Raw genomic sequence first — 16,604 nt, 5'->3', positions numbered from 1 at the left:
CACGACTGTCCCGAGCCTGTTGGCGTTAGGCTGGCCACCGGTCCTGCCACGTCTGGTGATAGGCAGGCGCCCCCGGCTGCAGGTCAGTCATTCAGCTTTGTGGTTCACCCATGTCTTCCACAAGTCTGAATCCGATGTGGGTGGGCGGCTTGCCGGAGGAGCAGCCGCCCGCCGCAGGATTGCGCACGAACACCGAGACCGTGGCCGTGTGCGCCCCCATGGCCTTGAAGGCAGGGCAGCGGTCCGCAGTGACGCCCGCCTGCTGCGAGTCCATGCAGCTCGATGTCCATTCCCAGACATTGCCGTCGAGATCGCGCACGCCGTCCTTGCTGCGCGACCATGCGCCTTGCGGGCGCACCGGCCCGCCCGGCGTCTCTTCCTGTCCGTAGTTGGCGGCCCAGGCGAGACGCGGATCATCGAAGAGCGGCTTCTGCGGAGCGGGCTCCGCGATGCCGCTGATCGCCCGCCATTCCGTTGCCGTCGGCAGGCGCAGCTTGCGGCCGTGCTTGCCGTTGTACCATGTGATGTAGGCGTCGACGTCGAACCAGTTCACACCGGTCATGGGCGTGGTGCGAGGATCTGCCACCCTGGCGGCAATATCCTCGCAGGCCCCCGCCGCAACACAGGCATCCCATTCCGCCACCGTCACCTCGTAACGTGAAACATTGAGGCTCGTGCCGTCAGCTGCGACCGGAACCAGGTCAAGCGCCGTGGTGTGTGTTCCGGCGAGATGGAAAAGACCCGCCGTCAACACCACGAGAAGACCATTGGCTCCGGTGCGCAGCATCGGCCTTACCCCTGCTGCATCGGAGCAGGCTTGGACACCTGGCTCATCAGGTCATCGTTCCATTCGCCTTCCACCACCACATGCGCGGTGGCACCCAGCATCACGGCTTCGATCAGGTTGTGATTGACGTAGGCATAGACACCGGGCTGCCGGAACTTGTAGGCCATGGCACCGGCGGACCCGCCGCGGATGAACCATGTCTCGAGGTTGGTGTCGGGCTTGTCGTTGAAGGAGCCGCCTTCCCAGACATAGTCGCCGTGGCCGCCGATCAGATGGGGCCGCGAGTCGCGGTTGGCCTGGGAGTGGATGAAGAGGACGGTCTCGCCCACCTTCGCCTTGAGGGCGCCCTTCTCGGTCAGTGCACCCTTGGCACCGTTGAAGACCACGTGTGTCGGCGTCAGCGTGCGCATCACCTCCATGGCGTCCGACATGTTTTCGCCGGGCACTTCATACTTCTTGTAGTTCCCGTTCTGGTCGCGCGGGATGTAGAAGTCCTGTTCGCCGATGTAGTAGACGCGGTCGTAGGTGACAGGCTTGCCTTCGCCATCCTTGATGCCATCGCGCGGCAGCACCATCACCGCGCCGTTCATGCCGTGCACCACGTGATACGGGATCATCACGTCGCCCGGTGCGCAGTGATAGACGAAGACGCCGGGCTTGATCGCCTTCCAGCGCAGCACAACCTGTTCGCCGGGCAGGATCTTGGTGAGCGCGCCGCCGCCCAGTGCGCCGGTCGAGGCGTGGAAGTCGATGTTGTGCTCCATGATGTTGGTGGGCAGGTTCTGCAGCGTCACTTCGACATAATCGCCTTCGTGCGCCACGATCATCGGGCCCGGAACCGTGCCGTTGTAGGTGAGGGCCCAGACCTCGGTGCCTTCATCGTCGATCACCAGCTTCTTTTCCTCGATGGTGAGTGTGACTTCGATCACCTTGGGGCCGCCGTCGGCCACCTGCTTGTGCTCGGGCAGGAAGGGCGGTGCGACGAGCGTCTGCTTCACGCGCGGCAGCTTGGCGATGTCGGTTGCTTCCTCGGCGCGGGCCTCGGTGATGGAGAGCGTCGAGGCAGCGGCAGCGACGGTGGCAGCGGCGAGCAGTCCCCGCCGGGAGAAGCTGGGGGTGCCGAGGAGGGTTTTCAGGAGAGGGGAGGTAGACATGATGTCGTCCTTTTGAAGATTCGGTTGTTACTGAACGTCGACCACGGTCCACATGCCGGCCATGTAGTGCCCGGCGATGTTGCAGTAGAGCAGGTACTTGCCGGGGTTCAGGTTGAGCGTGAGGGAGACGGACTTGTTGGGGGCGATCTCGTTCACCGATCCCAGCGTGAAGAGCTGCTCGGCATCGACCTTGGCGCGGCTCTCGTCGTAAGGCAGCATCTGGTCTTCGCTGCTGATCTGGGCGACGATCACCTCGTGCACGATGGCGCTGGCGAGGTTGGTGACGTCGAAGCGGACGGCGCCGCGCTTTACATGGTTGGGGTTGGCATTCACGGCCATCTTGGCCTTGGACATGTCGGCGTTCATGCCCATGCCGAGGCGCAGGTTGCCGCCATCGGCTGCACCCGTCTTGTCGATGAGGGTCACCCGCACAAGGCTGTCGGCCCAAGCAGTGGCTGACATCATGGCGAGAGCGAGGGGCAGGGCCAGTAGGGTTGTCTTTTTCATCGTGTGCTCCTGTATTCGATGTATTTCGAATGCATGTTTACGACGCCGATTCCCGCTCCACCTTGATTTGAATCAAGGCTTGCACTGCCGCTACAAGCGCATGTTGTGGTCAAAGGACGATTGCATGCGGCTGACAAGTTTCAGCGACTATTCCCTGCGCCTTCTCATCCTCTGCGCCGCCCGTGCGCCGGAGCTGGTCACCATTGCCGAAGCGGCAACGATTTACGGAATCTCGCGCAACCACCTGATGAAAGTGGCCAATGAATTGACCAAGGGCGGCTTCCTGCGCTCGGTCAGGGGGCGCAATGGCGGCCTGCACCTCGCCCGGCCCGCCGAAGAGATCTCCATCGGCAAGGTTGTGCGGATGATGGAAGGTGGCGGGGAGTTCGTCGAATGCTTCGTGCCGGGAAACACCGGCTGCGTCATCGCGCCCGCCTGCGGACTGAAATTCCTTTTCGCCTCGGCATTCGAGGATTTCTTCAAGCGCCTCGATGGCGCAAGCCTTGCGGACGTGATCCGCAAGCCGGCCCAGATCAAGGCCCTGCTCACCCCGGCGGCATGACACGAAAAAGGGCGGGTAAAGAAGCCCGCCCTCTGCAATTCTGTCAGTGAAGGCCCGATTAGGCCGCCTTCTTCATCAGCCCGCGATTGATGATCGCTTCCGCGATCTGCACGGCGTTGAGGGCGGCACCCTTGCGCAGGTTGTCGGACACGACCCACATGTTGAGGCCGTTCTCGATGGTCTGGTCGTCGCGGATGCGGCTGATGAAGGTGGCATAGTCGCCGACGCATTCGACCGGCGTCACGTATCCGCCGTTCTCGCGCTTGTCCACCACCATGCAGCCGGGCGCCTCACGCAGGAGTTCACGGGCTTCCTCGGCCGAGAGCGGCTTCTCGAACTCGATGTTGATCGCTTCCGAATGGCCCACGAACACCGGCACGCGCACGCAGGTGGCCGTGACCTTGATCTTGGGATCGAGGATCTTCTTGGTCTCCGCCATCATCTTCCATTCTTCCTTGGTGTCTCCGGAATCCATGAAGACATCGATGTGGGGAATGACGTTGAAGGCGATCTGCTTGGTGAACTTCTTGGGCTCCGGTGCATCGGTGACGAAGATGCCCTTCGTCTGGTTCCACAGCTCGTCGAGGCCTTCCTTGCCCGCGCCCGAGACCGACTGGTAGGTGGCGACGACGACGCGCTTGATCGTCGCGGCATCGTGCAGCGGCTTCAGGGCCACCACCATCTGCGCGGTGGAGCAGTTCGGATTGGCGATGATGTTCTTGCGCTTGTTGTTGGCCATGTACTCGGTGAGGACATGGGCGTTCACTTCCGGAACGATGAGCGGAACTTCCGGATCATAGCGCCAGCAGGACGAGTTATCGATGACGATGCAGCCGGTGGCGCCGATCTTCGGCGACCATTCCGTCGAGACGGACGAGCCCGCCGACATCACGCAGAAATCCACCTTGGAGAAATCGAAGGTCTCGAGGTCCTTGCACTTCAGCGTCTTGTCGCCGTAGCTCACTTCCACGCCTATCGACTTGCGCGAGGCAAGGGCGTGAACCTCGTCTGCCGGGAACTGACGTTCCGCCAGGATGTTCAGCATTTCCCGGCCCACGTTGCCTGTGGCGCCGACAACTGCAACCTTGTATCCCATTGGGGTAACTCCTTGGTTTTCTCCGCCCCTGGAAGCCCGCTGGTGGCGTGCTCCGCTCACGGCATGATCGTTCCGGCCTTCCGCCCCCGCAGGGGTCAAGGCCGGGGGAGAAGGCTCACAACGTTTTCGTTTTCGTGAGTTTCGTCTGTTTGGCGAGGAAGCGCGCACGCGTCATCCCGCCCGGAAGGGCGCACACCGGGAAAAGGGTGGCAGGGGAGCGATACATGGTCAGCCTGTTCAAAACGGGGCGCTTCTAGCACCTTGGGCAGTCCAGTCAACCTGCCGTCGTGGCGGCCCGGGAAAATGGGGCGAAACGGCCGGAATGACGTCCGGCGGGGTACGAATAAGCGCCCCATCCGGCCGGCCGGCGGCGGCCCCAGGGACTTTGGCGGGTCTATCGATTTGGGGGTTGGCAGTGGCCAAAGCCTCGGCTAAGAGCGCGCCCACGACCACGGGGCAACCCGTCTGCGGAGAGGTGGCAGAGTGGTCGATCGCGTCGCACTCGAAATGCGAAGTACTCGCAAGGGTACCGGGGGTTCGAATCCCTCCCTCTCCGCCATACTTCCTCCCGCCGGCGTCCATAGCCAACCGTCACCATCCGCAAAACCAAGCGAAAGAAGTGGTCTTTTCACCGTGGCCGTCCGTCAACGTCCGTAGACGGTTGCCCAAAGCCACGCTAAATTTGGGGTCTGATTTGGGGTCTCGGACCATGGCGAAGGCTATAGGCAGCAAACACAAGCCCGGCGACGTCACCGCCCTGCAGGTCCAGCGCTTCAAGGGACCGGGCAAGCTCAAGATTGGCGCCGGCCTCTACCTTGTCGTGACGCCCACTGGTAACCGGCGTTGGGTGTATCGCTTCACGTTCGCTGGGAAGCCGTCAGAGCTGTTTCTGGGCCCTGAAGGTCGTCTGACCTTGGCAGAAGCCCGGGCCAGGTGCGCTGAGGCAAAGGCACTTGTCGATGCTGGCAAGGACCCGCGCCACTCCATGAATGCTGCCGCCAGGCGAGCGAAGCAGGCCAAGACTGCCGGCGTACCCGCATTCGGGGACCTCGCAGACGATTATATCGACAGCCTCGAGCCCACCTTCAAAAATGAAAAGGCCCGTCAGCCGTGGGAACTGTCACTGGTCACATATGCGGCTGCCATCCGAAAGATGCCGGTCAATGCAGTCACGACCGCCCACATCGCGGATCTGCTAAAGCCGATCTGGCACACAAAGCCGGAAACTGCCCGGCGGGTGCGCTGGCGGGTCGAGGCTGTGTTCAGCGAGGCCATCGCCCGCGGACACCGTGACAAGAACCCGGACGGCGAGCTCATCGTCCAGCGCAATCCCGCATCCTGGAAGGACAACCTCGACCGCACCAGCTTGAACCGTCGAAAGGCCACCAAGCAGCTTGTGAAGCACCATCCGTCGATGCCGTTCAAGGACGTTCCCGCCTTCCTCACTGAGCTCAGAAGCAGAGAGAGCCTGGCAGCCCGGGCGCTGGAATTGTGCATTCTAACCGCAACCCGCACCGCTGAGGTCAGCGGCGCCCGTTGGGCTGAGTTCGATCTCAAAGATGGGACATGGACCATTGCTGCTGAGCGCATGAAGGCAGGCCGGGAACATGTCATCCCATTGTCAGCGCCAGCACTAGCCGTCGTGAAGGCATTGCCGCGCTATGAGGGAAGCCCATTCGTGTTTCCGGGCCTCACCGGTGACAAGCACCTCTCGAACATGTCCATGGCCATGCTCTTGCGCCGCATGGGCCGGGAAATGGTCACGGTCCATGGCTTCCGGTCCACTTTCCGGGATTGGGCGGCGGAGACAACGCAGTTCCCGGCTGAGGTGGCTGAAATGGCGCTGGCTCATACCATCGCCAGCAAGGTGGAGCGGGCTTATAGGCGCGGCGACCTGTTTGAGAAAAGGAAGAAGCTGATGGCGGCTTGGGCAAACTATTGCGGAGCCGAATGTGGAAGCAACGTCATTGTGATGCGCTAGTCGCGCCAGTCACATAAATCTGAGACCGACGCTGGTCAAAAAAATACGGCCCGCCGAAGCGGGCCGTACGGAAGAAACCAATCCTGTATGGATTAGAAGTTCCACCACGTAACCCAGGCAGCCCTGGTTTCCGTGCTGTTGTAGTCGTAGGTGGTGTCGCGATGCGTGTAGGATGCCTGCAGACCGGTCTTCAGCTGAGAAACAGGCGACCAGTAGATACCACCGGCAACTGCGGTCGTCTTGGTGGTGTCGTCGTAGTATTCGCCCTTATACTTCGAGTAACCGGCACCGACTTCTGCAGAGATCGAGTCGGACAGTGTCGCCACGATGGCGGCGCTGACTTCCCAACCGTCACCCACGTTGATCGTGGACGGGCTGATCGTGTAGAACACGTTGTTGCCGACGCTGCCGGCCACCGACACGTCGAACATGTCAGAGAGCTTGGCACCGAGGCCGAGGCCGATCTGCGACTGCGTATACTTCTCGTCGTAGAGACCGGTGTCACGGACGAAGCCCGCGAGTTCGGCGTTGAACATGTCGCCAGAGTAGGTCACTTCAGCAGCAACGCCCAGCGGGCCGCCCTTGATGTCCGCGATCGGGGTCCCGGCGAGGTCGTCATAGTTACCGCCTTCATCCGTGTGCTCGAGAGCGACAGCGATGCCGATCGGGCCGGAATTGTAGGACAGACGGAGCTGCGTGAAGTCGCCGCCGTCAACACCCACGCTGCCGCGGGAGATGTAGGCGTCGTTGATTTTGCGAATGCCGTAACCGATCGTGGCGAGCGAGCCGTTATAGCCGCCGGCGAACGTCAGTTCCGGGGTCATCTTCCACCAGCCCCAGGCGTAGTCCATCTTCACCGTGCCAGACTGGCTGGTGAAGCCGGTGTTGGTGGTGGAGGTCTGCGTGTTGTCGATGTCGGCGTAGATCGACATGCTGGCGCCAACTTCGCCAACGGCGGTGTCGGTCGTGCCGGTCACATCGAGACGGCCACGTGCCTTGATGTGCAGCGTGTTTGCCTCGTAGTCATCGGTGTAGTAGTTGCGATCATAATAAGCCAGAGCGGCGCGGACGCTGCCCGACCACTGGATCACGGTCGAGGCCGGAACGTCAGCCGTCGGCAGAACGCCGATGGTGGTGACCTTCTTGGCATACATGTTGTTGTCACGGACTTCGAGGCCCGGAACAACGATGCGATCGCCTTCCGAGACGGTCATCAGCGAGAAGCCAGCCGGAACAGCAGGAGCAGCCTGGAGGGCAGCAACATCAGCCTGGAGGGCTTCGATCTGGGCCTTGAGGGCCGAGAGGTCGTCAGCGCGGGCGCTAACCGACACAGCAGCGAGAGCCGCCGTACCGAGAAGAGCAAGCTTCATAACTTTCATTTGGTTTCTCCCAAATCTGTTAGGTTTCAATGCGTGCCCCCAATCCCCTGCAGGAAAATGCGTGCACTCATCAGACGAACTGGAGATCAGTTCCCGCACAGAGTTCTCACGTGAAGATGCTTATTTACAAATAAGCTATAAGTCCTGACATGGATCATGCAGTCGCCGCGCGTCTCGATTAAGCTATTGCAATAAAATAAAAAAATGGCGTCGCTCAAGCGGTTATTCACGGCTTTCTTATTCGGCTCGCCTGCTAAAATGGAACCGGTGTTGCGTGGAAGCCACAAGTTTCTGGAGCGGTTTTCTTACGCAATTATGAACCATGCCCGGAAAACGTCTCCTGCCATTAACGAAGTTGCCCGCGTACGGCTTTGATTCGCGTTTTTGGGTCCCAGTCGTTCACCCGGAGTGGCTAGCACGCTCCATAGAGCACCGAGTTTCCCGGCTGACCATCCCAGAGGGCAAATAACCCGATTGTATCAACGTTCCGTTGGATTGATGGTTCTGGGAACGAGGGAGGATCCGGAATCGAAAAGCTATCTTGTTATTTGCAAATAATTCCTTGAAGAAGTCGTCAAGTTCTAGGGTGATGCAAAGGAGAGCATGATGGCTCGAGCGGGGCGGCGAAGTCGTGGCGCTATTCTGACGATCAGCATGATACGCGCGGTAACAACAGCGATTCGTGCCCGCAGTATGACTGAAGCAGCCTTGCTGCTCGGAATATCGCAGTCGGCGGTCACACAATATGTGAACAAGTTTGAGCTCATCACCGGGCTGAAAATCATTCGACGAGTGGGAAACGGCCTATTCGTCGAGCGCGAGGACATCGCGGAGATAATGGATAAAATCACCGAGCTCAGCGATCAAATGGACCGCTTGGTGCAGGCTCAGTCTTCGAAGCCCACATTAGCAGTCCCATACTCCATTGCGGCGTTAATAGGAATGCGCCCGGAATTGGTCCAATGGGGTTCGACGAAGTACAACATGGAGACGATGGCGTATCGCGAGTTAGCCAGACAATCTGGTCAAAACTCCTTTGACATAGTCGTCCGACCTTTACGGGTGCGGGAAACAGATTTCGAGCATCAGTTCACTTGTTTGTTCCAGCTTTTGCAGCCAACGACTTGGAGCGATGGATCGACAAAACAAGCACCTTTACCGGTCATTCTGCCCGACACGGCCTGCCCGACACACTCTGCGGCCATAGACTTTCTACAGTCTCGACGAATTGACTTCAGCGAAGTGGCACGGTCTGAAGACGTCGGTCAGCGAGCAAACTACGTAAAGGCTGGCTCTTGCGCCACCATCTTGCCGGTTGGCCTAATCCGGCATCACCCTGATTTTGCGGAAGCGAAAGCCGTGGAAACGATAAGCCCTCCGATAAGCGTACGGTTCACTATTGTCACGCCAGCGAGAAGCGCAGAGCGATCAAATCCCATGGCGTTCCTTGATGAGTTTTGCAGCAAACTGCAGGACTTTGGAGTTGCAAGCGACGCATGATGCGGCCCCTTGAATGCCGATAACAATTAGTCAGCAGTTCAAAGCAGACCTTTCCGCCTAAGATAGCCAACCAGCACTTCCCGAATTGCAGCAGCACGACTTTCGGCTCCCGTGGCCTCAACATGCTTGTCCAGCGCGGACATCAGGTCAGGCTGAATCCGAACCACCACTTGCTCGCCCTTGCCGGTCGGTTTCGGGCCGGGCCTCTTCCGCTCAACATTTTTCATCTGTGCTAGCACATTTCTATTGCGGTTGATAGTGAACCGTGCTAGCACAATAACAGGCCGGACGGAAGCGCGAACTTCCAATCCGGCCCTAACCACAAAGCAAAGGACCCTTGCATCATGGCTACCCAGCTCAATACCACGAACCGCTTCCACAACGTCAGCCCTGAAATGCTGGCTGACCTCATCGGCGACCTGGACCGCAAGGCCAAGGACGCCAGCGCCGAACTGGAAGCCGCCAAGGACGCCTTCAAAGCCCGTGGGCTTCTCATCGCGTCCGGTGAAAATCACTCTGTCATGGTGCAGAAGTCGATCCGCCAGACTCTCGACACCGCCAAGGTGAAAGCCGAAATGGGCCAGAACTGGTTCGACGACCGCTCCAAGCTTGCCGAGGTTATGACCCTCCGCATTTCCACCGCTGCCGCCGTCGCGGCCTGAGCCATCACCGGGAGGGCTGCCCCTCCTCCACCTCACAGGACAAGAACATCATGAACACCACAGGATTGGCCGTGGACAGCGAAGCCATGTCCGAACGTGAAGAAATCGAGGCTGCCATCGAGCAGCTGATTGCACTGCTTGACGCCATGGACGGCGACCCTGACCTGGAGCCCTCACTGGGTATGGGCGACGCTCACGGCGCCGACGACAGGGAAAGGGACGATGCCGACGACGAGGACTGCGGGGACAGCGAACCTTGGCTCGCCGCTCCGGAACGTCACCCGCCGCTCCCACCCGACCACAGTGTCAAGACAGCCATTCTTGCTCACCAGCGCCCCGACCTGTTCCGCTTTTCGCTGCCTGAGCGGACCGACAGAGGTCACCAGCTGGCCTGGGCAGATGGCGACTGCGACGACGGTGAAATCGACATTGACGATGAGCGCGAGCCGGATGGGCACGACGAGCTCTGGGAGCAGCCGCTCACCTTCGACCAGTTTTCCACAGAGCACTTGCCGGGGAGCACACGCCCTCGGTAAATTTCACATCGCCGGGCTACCTCGACGGAGGGAAAAGCGGACGCATCTCCGCCCGCCCGGCAGCCTCGCAAGATGCCAGCGCAAGGGATGCTAGCGCGTGAGCCAAACCAAAAAACCTCTCTTACGCTTGAATGAGCTTCATGCCCGCTACCTGTTAGCTATTGGGTACATCAGGCCGGGCGGCGGCCATTTGACCCAAAACCCGTTCGCCCAAGCCTTGGACAGGAAAATTGGAGAAATGCTGGACACGGACATTTCGTCAGCAGCATTTACTGGAAAGCTCAAATTCCAGGGCTCTCGCGACTTGAGCAGGGCAACAAATATGTCCGGAGCTAGCAGGAACCAGCGCAATCTGGAACCCGTGAGCGAAATCCCGCAAAGCTACTTTGCCATTCCAAGGGGCATATCACCTACCAAGCTACTTTCCTACAGCGACGCTCAAATGAGTGACGTTGGATTCGAAACACTTCACCCAAGCCCACGACACCCCGATTTTGAGATGGTGCTTGTGGACGGCGATACGGTTGACGACTTCCTTCTTACCGTGAAACACTTTGCCAGCGACTTGCCCGGAGTGAAGGCAATTTTGCCAGACTGGCCCAAATACAGTTTGTGCCAAGCCGTTACGGCTTTGGCACTAGGGCATCCGGTCGAGAGCTCAGGTATCGCTCAGTTCCTGGATCCCACTTACGAGGAGCGTTCTTCCTTGGCGCAATCTGCTCTCGAAGAAAGAGCTACATCCGAGCAGTATTCTCATTTTCCGGATGAACTTCCAACCACGGCAGTTGCCTACGTGCACTGTTTCATGGACGGCCGGGTTCCTAAACCGTGGCCTCCATCCGCTGAACGTTTACATCGTTTGGCGTCCAGCCAAGCCGAAAGAGAGCTAGCTGACGGTCGTGCCTTAGAGACAGCTTCAGCGGCAATTTATGGGGCGCTCCGTTTCGGCCGCATCTCAGCCTCGGGGAGGCGGAGCAAAGGCGGCAAGGTGGAGCAGATACCGCTTGAGCACTTCAAGCCGCTGCTAACCATTAATTGGCTTTTCGACACGATTCACCCAGCGGACATTTTTGCAGACAACCGATTTGAGTGGGAAGAAGTGGCGCTTGATGGGCCTAGCTATCGGCATTGGATGGATGTCGTAAGAGAGCAAGGCAATTCTCCAACTGAACGACGGGATTTCTCGACTGGTGCTAAAAGCGATGACGAAAACGCGGGTTCCAGTTTCAGCGATGAAGGTATGAAACAGAGCCGCTGGAGTCTCATAACAACCCTCGTGTGGATTTCTACAAGGGATGTGAGCCTAGCCAGCAAGACGATTGTTGAGCATCGGACACTTCATCGGACAGACATTCGTCTCGATCTAGTGGATCAATTTGCTCAGGCCAAAGGACTGACTTCGCCTGTGAGGAAAACGTTATCTGATGCATGGCAAAATGAGCTTGCACCAGCATTGGCGAAGTCGTCGCTGACCGGTTTCGCGACCAAGACAGAAATGATGGTTGCCGGCGGGGTTCAGTCCAGTGTTGCGGGCGTACCCTTTCCTCCAGAAAATCAGCGCGGACTGGCCCTCACGTATAGGCCTTTTGACGCTCAACCAGATGGAATCGGCGGCATTGTTCTACGTCCAGAGAACTATACCCTCGCACAGTCGTGGACGGAATATCGAGAGTTGAGCTTTGCCCGGGAAGAGATAGTTTCCATATGGCCCCCAACAATGGATGAAAAGCTGCCGGTGCCTACGTCTCCTACGGTGCCTGTAGTTTTGGCCCATAGGCGGCCAGATCAATTGAACGCGGCGCTTGCATATCTTGAGCGGGCAGACGCTATGCCTGCGGACAGCAAAATCACAGCGCTGGTGGAAGATATGAAAAGCAGAACCGGTCACAGCGTTTCCTTCGACACAATGAGGAGAGCGCGGCACAAGTTCATGAAGGCCGCCAACTAGCTTCACGCAAAAGGGTCGCAGAAGCTTCTGCGCCTTCTGCAAGTGTTCTGCGTGTTCCGTTTATGAAACTCTCCGATCAGCCGCATGAGTACAGCGGCGTCCACAAAAGGAGAGTAAAATGGAAATTGCTGTTCCCGTTCCCGAAGCCGCCCGCCGCGCTGGCGTCGGCCGCTCTAGCCTCTACGAAGCTATCAACCGTGGCGAACTGCCTTTGCGTAAGGCAGGCCGCCGTTCGTTGGTCCGCGTCGATGACCTGAAGGCATGGGTCGATGCCTTGCCGGTCGCCAACCCTCACAAAATCGCAGCCTGAAAAAAAGGCCCGGCCAGCGCACCATCGCTGAAACCGGGCCAAAGGACATAAGCTATGACTTATCTAGCCCCACGTAACCCTCGCCGCAAGCGTTGTTCGACTCCACCCATGGAAAACATCTCAATCCAGGAGGGTCATGTCTTTATTCGGCGCTGGGCCATCGACAAACACTGCAACTTGCTGAGCTTGGAGGTGCGCCGTGCGTGACGAGCCTCTCATCCGCTTTCAGCGTTTTTTCCAAACTCAACCCAACGGTTGCTGGGAATGGACCGGGCGCCGCGACCGGCACGGCTATGGCGTCTTCAGCCTCACCATGCCCGGTGCCAATGGCAAGATCTGCCGGCAGCATGGCGCCCATCGGGCAAGCTACTTTCTGCACCGGGGGGAAATCCCTCCCGGTCTCTATCTCGACCACCTCTGCCGCAATCCCGCTTGTGTGAACCCTGAGCACCTGGAGGCCGTGACGCCGAAGGAAAACGCGCTTAGGGGCATTTCATTCAGCGCAGTCAATGCGCGGAAGCGGTCATGCATTCACGGCCACTCATTCGATGATGCCAACACCTATAGGCACGGCGGAAGGCGCAGGCAGTGCCGCCGCTGCAACGCTGCAGCTGTAACCCGCTACAAATCGCGCAGCAAGGCCCGAGACCAGCTTCAGGGTCGCCAGCGCATTCAGCAGGCAAAAAACTCCGTCAGTCCTCCAGCGCGCCAATCTGGCGCTGGCAGCGGCACTTCTTACGGAGGCCAGCGTTGACCCGGAGGAAAGCGGACAAGATCGGCAGGTCAAAGGGAACCCTTGCAAAGTTTGTCGGGCTGGAAATCTTTCTGCTCGATAGCCCTGCATTTGACTCCCTGGGGCTCTGTGCACGTCAGGCCTATGTCGAAATTGCTCGCCTCTACAACGGCAGAAACAATGGCAGTCTCGCGTTGTCGGCGCGAGGTCTTGCCCAGCGTCTCCACGTCTCCAAGGCAACCGCTGGGAGGGCCTTGAGCGACCTTGAGGCGCGGGGCTTTATCGAATGCGTCAAGGCCGCTGGTTTCAACCTCAAGTCTGGAGCTCGCCGTGCTGCCGAATGGCGAATGACACGGTACAGATGTGACGTGACGGGGTCACCACCGACCAATGCTTTCATGCGCTGGCGGGCTTCACAAAAGCATTTCACGGTCTCACCACAGGCCCATAGCGGTCTCACCACAGGCCCACTCCGCAACAATGTTGCTGAAAAAGGGACAGCAGTGGGCACGACACGAGACCGGAATGGGGTTCTTGGGGGTCAATCCGGTCTCACCACGGGCCCCCATTTAGATATTTGCCATGTACCTACGCGCTCTCTCCACGCGCAGCAGGGCGCGGCCAATCAAAAGGCCAGCGCCCCTGCGAGCGTGAATAGCCCCAATCAACTCGATACCTTCACTACTATCCACGGTGCGGCACTTCGCAGCCTGGCCGAACTCTCGGATTTGCTCCCGGCAGACCTCCAAAGCTGGAAGCAAGAAAATATCGCACCCTCACAGCAATCAAAATTCGCCCACGCGGCGGAGTGAATAGAAGGCAGACGACAATGACAGAGATGAGTGCGCGATGAAGCCAAAACATTCTTCAAGAGTTGCAGAAGATGCCCGCACGGAACAGGAGCTGGCCAGCGTGTCTCCCCTGGCCCGACCTGACGTCCTAGCTATTCATTGCACTCCCGGCGCAAACCCCCTTGAGGCACAGTCTCGACAAGTCATAGGACCCCGTGTTGCGGCAGCGTTGACCAATGGGACCATTGCCAAGAGCCTTCTCAAATCGGATCTCGACCTTTCGGCAACTCGCCTGGCCCTCAGAGAGGCAGCTGACCGGATCAAGGCTGGCGACCTCAGCGATGCGGAGTCCATGCTCTACAGCCAGGCAACCAGCCTCAACCTGCTGTTCGCCGAGATGACCCGTCGCGCCATGAACAACTTCAATGGTGACGCCCGCTACTTCGAGGCCGCCAAGGGCTACATGGGAATCGCACTGAAGGCGCAGGCGCAATGCTCCCGGACACTCGAAGCTCTTGGTAGCCTCAAGAACCCGCAGACCATTTTTGCCAAGCAGGCCAACATCAATAACGGCGGGCAGCAGCAGGTGAACAACGATGCGGCTCCCGCGCGCGCCGCAAATCCGGAAAACCCGCCAAACAAACTTTTGGAGCAGTCTGATGAGCACCGCATGGACGGACCAGCGCAAGGCGAAGCAGGCGAAGGCAATTCAGCGCTGGCGCCCGTGGGAGAAGGCTACCGGACCTAAGACGCCGGCAGGAAGGGCAAAGGTCAGCAGGAACGCCTGGAAAGGTGGCTTCCGCCCTAGACTTCGGCAGGAACTCAGAGAGATGAGGGCCGCGCTGGCAGAATTAGTAGCGGTTTTGCACATGAAACCCTAGGTTTCAGCTGCTGCATTTTCACGAGTAGTATGGGTTCTTGCGCCACGCCAGGTAGTCCCGATCCGGTCCTTTTCGCGTTGTGAATGCTTGTTGAGGTGCGATGTCTGTAAGATGTTTAAGCCGCCCTGGTTTATCAGGACGGGGCGGCGTCTTGCGTGATACCCTGACTCTAGCCACCACTCGAGCCGCCGCCCTCAATCGCTGGCGAGAGCTTTGTCGCTTTGATTTCGGCGAGGGGCCTTGGGGGAGGCCTCAGCCGGAGCGTTGTCCTGCACGCCCATATGCACGATAAAGCGCGTCACAAACCGCTCCACCTCGATGACGAGGGCTTTCAGTAAATGTTGTTCGATCTGAAAATCGACCACGGTGCCTGGCTCGCAGTTTACTGAGGTGCGTATGAAACCCGCCCCGGAGACCTGCGATTTGCGCTGTGTCAGAACCAACCGGCCCTGCTCCTTGAATACTCGTCCATCGGGCAACTTAACTGTTACCAACCCCACCACTTCAGCCGTTTCGCTCATCATTTCGTCCCCTGCGGAGTCTGCCATACTGTCAGCGTTGGACGGTGGTTTCAATTGCCTCCGATCTGAAGACACGAAATTCACTTTTGACTGCTATTCTTTGACAAGCCTCCCATCTGTAATCCCCCCATTCGGGCGGATCGTACAGGACGCTTTCGTGCCAGGCGGATTGCCCCTAAGCAACTATAGGTAGCAGTGTGTCCTAAGGCGAAGTGAACTGGCGATCACGAACCAATCCAAGACCTCAGGCTACCGCTTGATGTTGCTATCGGGCAACATATTGTTGGTTTTCAGCCGGTGGTTTGCCAACTTCTGGGATCATGTTTAAAAGCGGGTTAGGGTCTTGGGAGGGTCACATGAGAGCATCGAAGATTTTTTGCGGGGCGCTCTATTCCAGCACCGTGATTTGTAGCCTCAGTGGCTTTGCTTTTTCAGCCGATTTGGACGTTTCAGGCAATCTTCCCGCCGTCTCTGCGGTGAACGGGAAGGTGGAGTTCTTGGGCGGCGGAGCAGATGCAGATGGCATCGATTCTGATGGTCTCTTTTATGGTGGCGCAGCGCTGAGTGTTCCTCTCGGTGAGACGTTCGGGTTCCAAGCCGACCTGACTGCCCTGAACACATTTGGCGATACGGCCTATGGCGGCGCTATGCACTTTTTCACCCGCGACCCAAATGCATATCTCTTGGGTGGTGTCGGCGGCTATGTCGATACGGGTTCGGGACACATGGTGTGGGGTGGTGGCGAATCTGAACTTTACCTCGGTAACTTCACGCTTCGTGCAATTGCAGGTGTTTCAGACACGAAAGTTTCTGGGTTCGGTCGCGATACCGATTTCCTCGGCATTGCGGAGGCATCGTTCTACGCGACGGACAATCTGCGGTTCTCGGCGGAGGTGTCCACGGTCACCCGTTTCGAAAGTGCAAACATCGGTGTGGAATGGCTGATGCAGGATCAGCTCAATATGCCCGTCGCGTTCCATGCTACAGCGGCCTTGGGCGAAGATGGGTACGTAGCTGCTGCTGCAGGTTTGAACTTCTATTTTGGCGGCAGCGAAAGCAACAAGTCGCTAATCCGTCGCCATCGCGAAGATGATCCGCGCATTGAGGCGTTCCCGGGAAGCGCCGTGAATTTCGGCGGGACGAAGCTGATGAATGGCGGCCCTCGATGCGTGCCTGACGCTGACATATTGGAGCAGTATAGCTACGATACCTGCATCGGCGACTACGTCGGAAACCCCGATTAAAGGGCCGACCCG

Annotated in this window: 18 protein-coding genes and 1 tRNA gene; 12 read left to right on the top strand and 7 right to left on the bottom strand. The window is 58.8% G+C overall.

Annotated elements, in window-relative coordinates; all coding sequences use genetic code 11:
• Positions 1-91 precede the first annotated feature (91 nt).
• Genes QM801_RS13835 through QM801_RS13825 form a run of 3 tightly spaced genes read right to left on the bottom strand, consistent with a single transcriptional unit; the run spans position 92 to position 2,448 of the window.
• Positions 92-787 carry a formylglycine-generating enzyme family protein gene (locus QM801_RS13835; protein ID WP_415019795.1) on the bottom strand — a complete coding sequence of 232 codons (696 nt, stop codon included), beginning with the start codon at positions 785-787 and terminating at the stop codon, positions 92-94.
• A 5-nt stretch (positions 788-792) separates the two neighbouring features.
• Positions 793-1,941 (bottom strand): copper-containing nitrite reductase, encoded by a 1,149-nt coding sequence (gene nirK / locus QM801_RS13830; RefSeq protein WP_415019794.1) that lies wholly within the window; start codon positions 1,939-1,941, stop codon positions 793-795.
• 27 nt (positions 1,942-1,968) lie between these two features.
• The gene (locus QM801_RS13825; RefSeq protein ID WP_415019793.1) at positions 1,969-2,448 is read right to left on the bottom strand and encodes a plastocyanin/azurin family copper-binding protein; all 480 of its coding nucleotides are present in this window, start codon (positions 2,446-2,448) and stop codon (positions 1,969-1,971) included.
• A gap of 124 nt (positions 2,449-2,572) precedes the next feature.
• Here QM801_RS13825 and QM801_RS13820 point away from each other — a divergent pair, with 124 nt between their 5' ends.
• The gene (locus QM801_RS13820) at positions 2,573-3,010 is read left to right on the top strand and encodes an RrF2 family transcriptional regulator (RefSeq protein ID WP_415019792.1); all 438 of its coding nucleotides are present in this window, start codon (positions 2,573-2,575) and stop codon (positions 3,008-3,010) included.
• Positions 3,011-3,068: 58 nt separating this feature from the next.
• Here the strand turns inward: QM801_RS13820 and QM801_RS13815 are convergent, their stop codons facing one another.
• Positions 3,069-4,106 (bottom strand): aspartate-semialdehyde dehydrogenase, encoded by a 1,038-nt coding sequence (locus QM801_RS13815; RefSeq protein WP_415019791.1) that lies wholly within the window; start codon positions 4,104-4,106, stop codon positions 3,069-3,071.
• A 469-nt stretch (positions 4,107-4,575) separates the two neighbouring features.
• On the opposite strand from QM801_RS13815, the gene QM801_RS13810 reads away from it, so the two are divergent.
• Positions 4,576-4,665, top strand: a tRNA-Ser gene (locus QM801_RS13810).
• A 150-nt stretch (positions 4,666-4,815) separates the two neighbouring features.
• Positions 4,816-6,087 carry a tyrosine-type recombinase/integrase gene (locus QM801_RS13805; protein WP_415019790.1) on the top strand — a complete coding sequence of 424 codons (1,272 nt, stop codon included), beginning with the start codon at positions 4,816-4,818 and terminating at the stop codon, positions 6,085-6,087.
• Between the two features lie 92 nt (positions 6,088-6,179).
• Here QM801_RS13805 and QM801_RS13800 read toward each other — a convergent pair whose 3' ends face one another.
• Positions 6,180-7,466, bottom strand: a complete 1,287-nt coding sequence (locus QM801_RS13800; RefSeq protein WP_415019789.1) for a porin — start codon at positions 7,464-7,466, stop codon at positions 6,180-6,182.
• A gap of 603 nt (positions 7,467-8,069) precedes the next feature.
• On the opposite strand from QM801_RS13800, the gene QM801_RS13795 reads away from it, so the two are divergent.
• On the top strand, positions 8,070-8,966 hold the full coding sequence (locus tag QM801_RS13795; RefSeq protein WP_415019788.1) for a LysR family transcriptional regulator: 897 nt from the start codon (positions 8,070-8,072) through the stop codon (positions 8,964-8,966).
• A gap of 38 nt (positions 8,967-9,004) precedes the next feature.
• Here the strand turns inward: QM801_RS13795 and QM801_RS13790 are convergent, their stop codons facing one another.
• Positions 9,005-9,193, bottom strand: coding sequence for a ribbon-helix-helix protein, CopG family (locus QM801_RS13790; RefSeq protein ID WP_415019787.1), 189 nt, complete (start codon positions 9,191-9,193; stop codon positions 9,005-9,007).
• Between the two features lie 117 nt (positions 9,194-9,310).
• Here QM801_RS13790 and QM801_RS13785 point away from each other — a divergent pair, with 117 nt between their 5' ends.
• The 7 genes from QM801_RS13785 to QM801_RS13755 all read left to right on the top strand — a co-directional run bounded on the left by QM801_RS13785 (position 9,311) and on the right by QM801_RS13755 (position 14,694).
• Positions 9,311-9,628, top strand: a complete 318-nt coding sequence (locus QM801_RS13785; RefSeq protein WP_415019786.1) for a hypothetical protein — start codon at positions 9,311-9,313, stop codon at positions 9,626-9,628.
• 50 nt (positions 9,629-9,678) lie between these two features.
• A complete protein-coding gene (locus QM801_RS13780) occupies positions 9,679-10,164 on the top strand; it encodes a hypothetical protein (RefSeq protein ID WP_415019785.1) in 486 nt (161 codons plus the stop codon).
• Between the two features lie 97 nt (positions 10,165-10,261).
• Entirely contained in the window at positions 10,262-12,112 is a 1,851-nt protein-coding gene (locus QM801_RS13775) for a hypothetical protein (protein ID WP_415019784.1), read from the top strand.
• A 118-nt stretch (positions 12,113-12,230) separates the two neighbouring features.
• Positions 12,231-12,422, top strand: a complete 192-nt coding sequence (locus QM801_RS13770; RefSeq protein WP_415019783.1) for a helix-turn-helix domain-containing protein — start codon at positions 12,231-12,233, stop codon at positions 12,420-12,422.
• A gap of 199 nt (positions 12,423-12,621) precedes the next feature.
• Positions 12,622-13,176, top strand: a complete 555-nt coding sequence (locus QM801_RS13765) for an HNH endonuclease signature motif containing protein (RefSeq protein ID WP_415019782.1) — start codon at positions 12,622-12,624, stop codon at positions 13,174-13,176.
• Positions 13,173-13,967: a hypothetical protein gene (locus tag QM801_RS13760; RefSeq protein WP_415019781.1), complete on the top strand. Its 795-nt coding sequence runs from the start codon at positions 13,173-13,175 to the stop codon at positions 13,965-13,967. The genes QM801_RS13765 and QM801_RS13760 overlap by 4 nt, the downstream gene beginning before the upstream one ends.
• A 208-nt stretch (positions 13,968-14,175) precedes the next feature.
• The gene (locus QM801_RS13755) at positions 14,176-14,694 is read left to right on the top strand and encodes a hypothetical protein (RefSeq protein WP_415019780.1); all 519 of its coding nucleotides are present in this window, start codon (positions 14,176-14,178) and stop codon (positions 14,692-14,694) included.
• A 327-nt stretch (positions 14,695-15,021) separates the two neighbouring features.
• On the opposite strand, the gene QM801_RS13750 is transcribed toward QM801_RS13755, so the two are convergent.
• Positions 15,022-15,351, bottom strand: coding sequence for a hypothetical protein (locus QM801_RS13750; protein ID WP_415019779.1), 330 nt, complete (start codon positions 15,349-15,351; stop codon positions 15,022-15,024).
• Between the two features lie 353 nt (positions 15,352-15,704).
• Between QM801_RS13750 and QM801_RS13745 the strand changes: the two genes are divergently transcribed.
• Positions 15,705-16,592, top strand: a complete 888-nt coding sequence (locus QM801_RS13745; RefSeq protein ID WP_415019778.1) for a hypothetical protein — start codon at positions 15,705-15,707, stop codon at positions 16,590-16,592.
• Positions 16,593-16,604 lie beyond the last annotated feature (12 nt).

The sequence above is a fragment of the Aestuariivirga sp. genome (assembly GCF_047600585.1).
Classification (GTDB): domain Bacteria; phylum Pseudomonadota; class Alphaproteobacteria; order Rhizobiales; family Aestuariivirgaceae; genus Aestuariivirga.
This window is presented reverse-complemented; position numbering and strand designations above follow the sequence as displayed.

Coding starts and splice junctions, on each gene's coding strand:
- QM801_RS13835 (WP_415019795.1), bottom strand. CDS start 787: ATGCTGCGCACCGGAGCCAATGGTCTTCTCGTGGTGTTGACGGCGGGT.
- nirK (WP_415019794.1), bottom strand. CDS start 1,941: ATGTCTACCTCCCCTCTCCTGAAAACCCTCCTCGGCACCCCCAGCTTC.
- QM801_RS13825 (WP_415019793.1), bottom strand. CDS start 2,448: ATGAAAAAGACAACCCTACTGGCCCTGCCCCTCGCTCTCGCCATGATG.
- QM801_RS13820 (WP_415019792.1), top strand. CDS start 2,573: ATGCGGCTGACAAGTTTCAGCGACTATTCCCTGCGCCTTCTCATCCTC.
- QM801_RS13815 (WP_415019791.1), bottom strand. CDS start 4,106: ATGGGATACAAGGTTGCAGTTGTCGGCGCCACAGGCAACGTGGGCCGG.
- QM801_RS13805 (WP_415019790.1), top strand. CDS start 4,816: ATGGCGAAGGCTATAGGCAGCAAACACAAGCCCGGCGACGTCACCGCC.
- QM801_RS13800 (WP_415019789.1), bottom strand. CDS start 7,466: ATGAAAGTTATGAAGCTTGCTCTTCTCGGTACGGCGGCTCTCGCTGCT.
- QM801_RS13795 (WP_415019788.1), top strand. CDS start 8,070: ATGATGGCTCGAGCGGGGCGGCGAAGTCGTGGCGCTATTCTGACGATC.
- QM801_RS13790 (WP_415019787.1), bottom strand. CDS start 9,193: ATGAAAAATGTTGAGCGGAAGAGGCCCGGCCCGAAACCGACCGGCAAG.
- QM801_RS13785 (WP_415019786.1), top strand. CDS start 9,311: ATGGCTACCCAGCTCAATACCACGAACCGCTTCCACAACGTCAGCCCT.
- QM801_RS13780 (WP_415019785.1), top strand. CDS start 9,679: ATGAACACCACAGGATTGGCCGTGGACAGCGAAGCCATGTCCGAACGT.
- QM801_RS13770 (WP_415019783.1), top strand. CDS start 12,231: ATGGAAATTGCTGTTCCCGTTCCCGAAGCCGCCCGCCGCGCTGGCGTC.
- QM801_RS13750 (WP_415019779.1), bottom strand. CDS start 15,351: ATGATGAGCGAAACGGCTGAAGTGGTGGGGTTGGTAACAGTTAAGTTG.
- QM801_RS13745 (WP_415019778.1), top strand. CDS start 15,705: ATGAGAGCATCGAAGATTTTTTGCGGGGCGCTCTATTCCAGCACCGTG.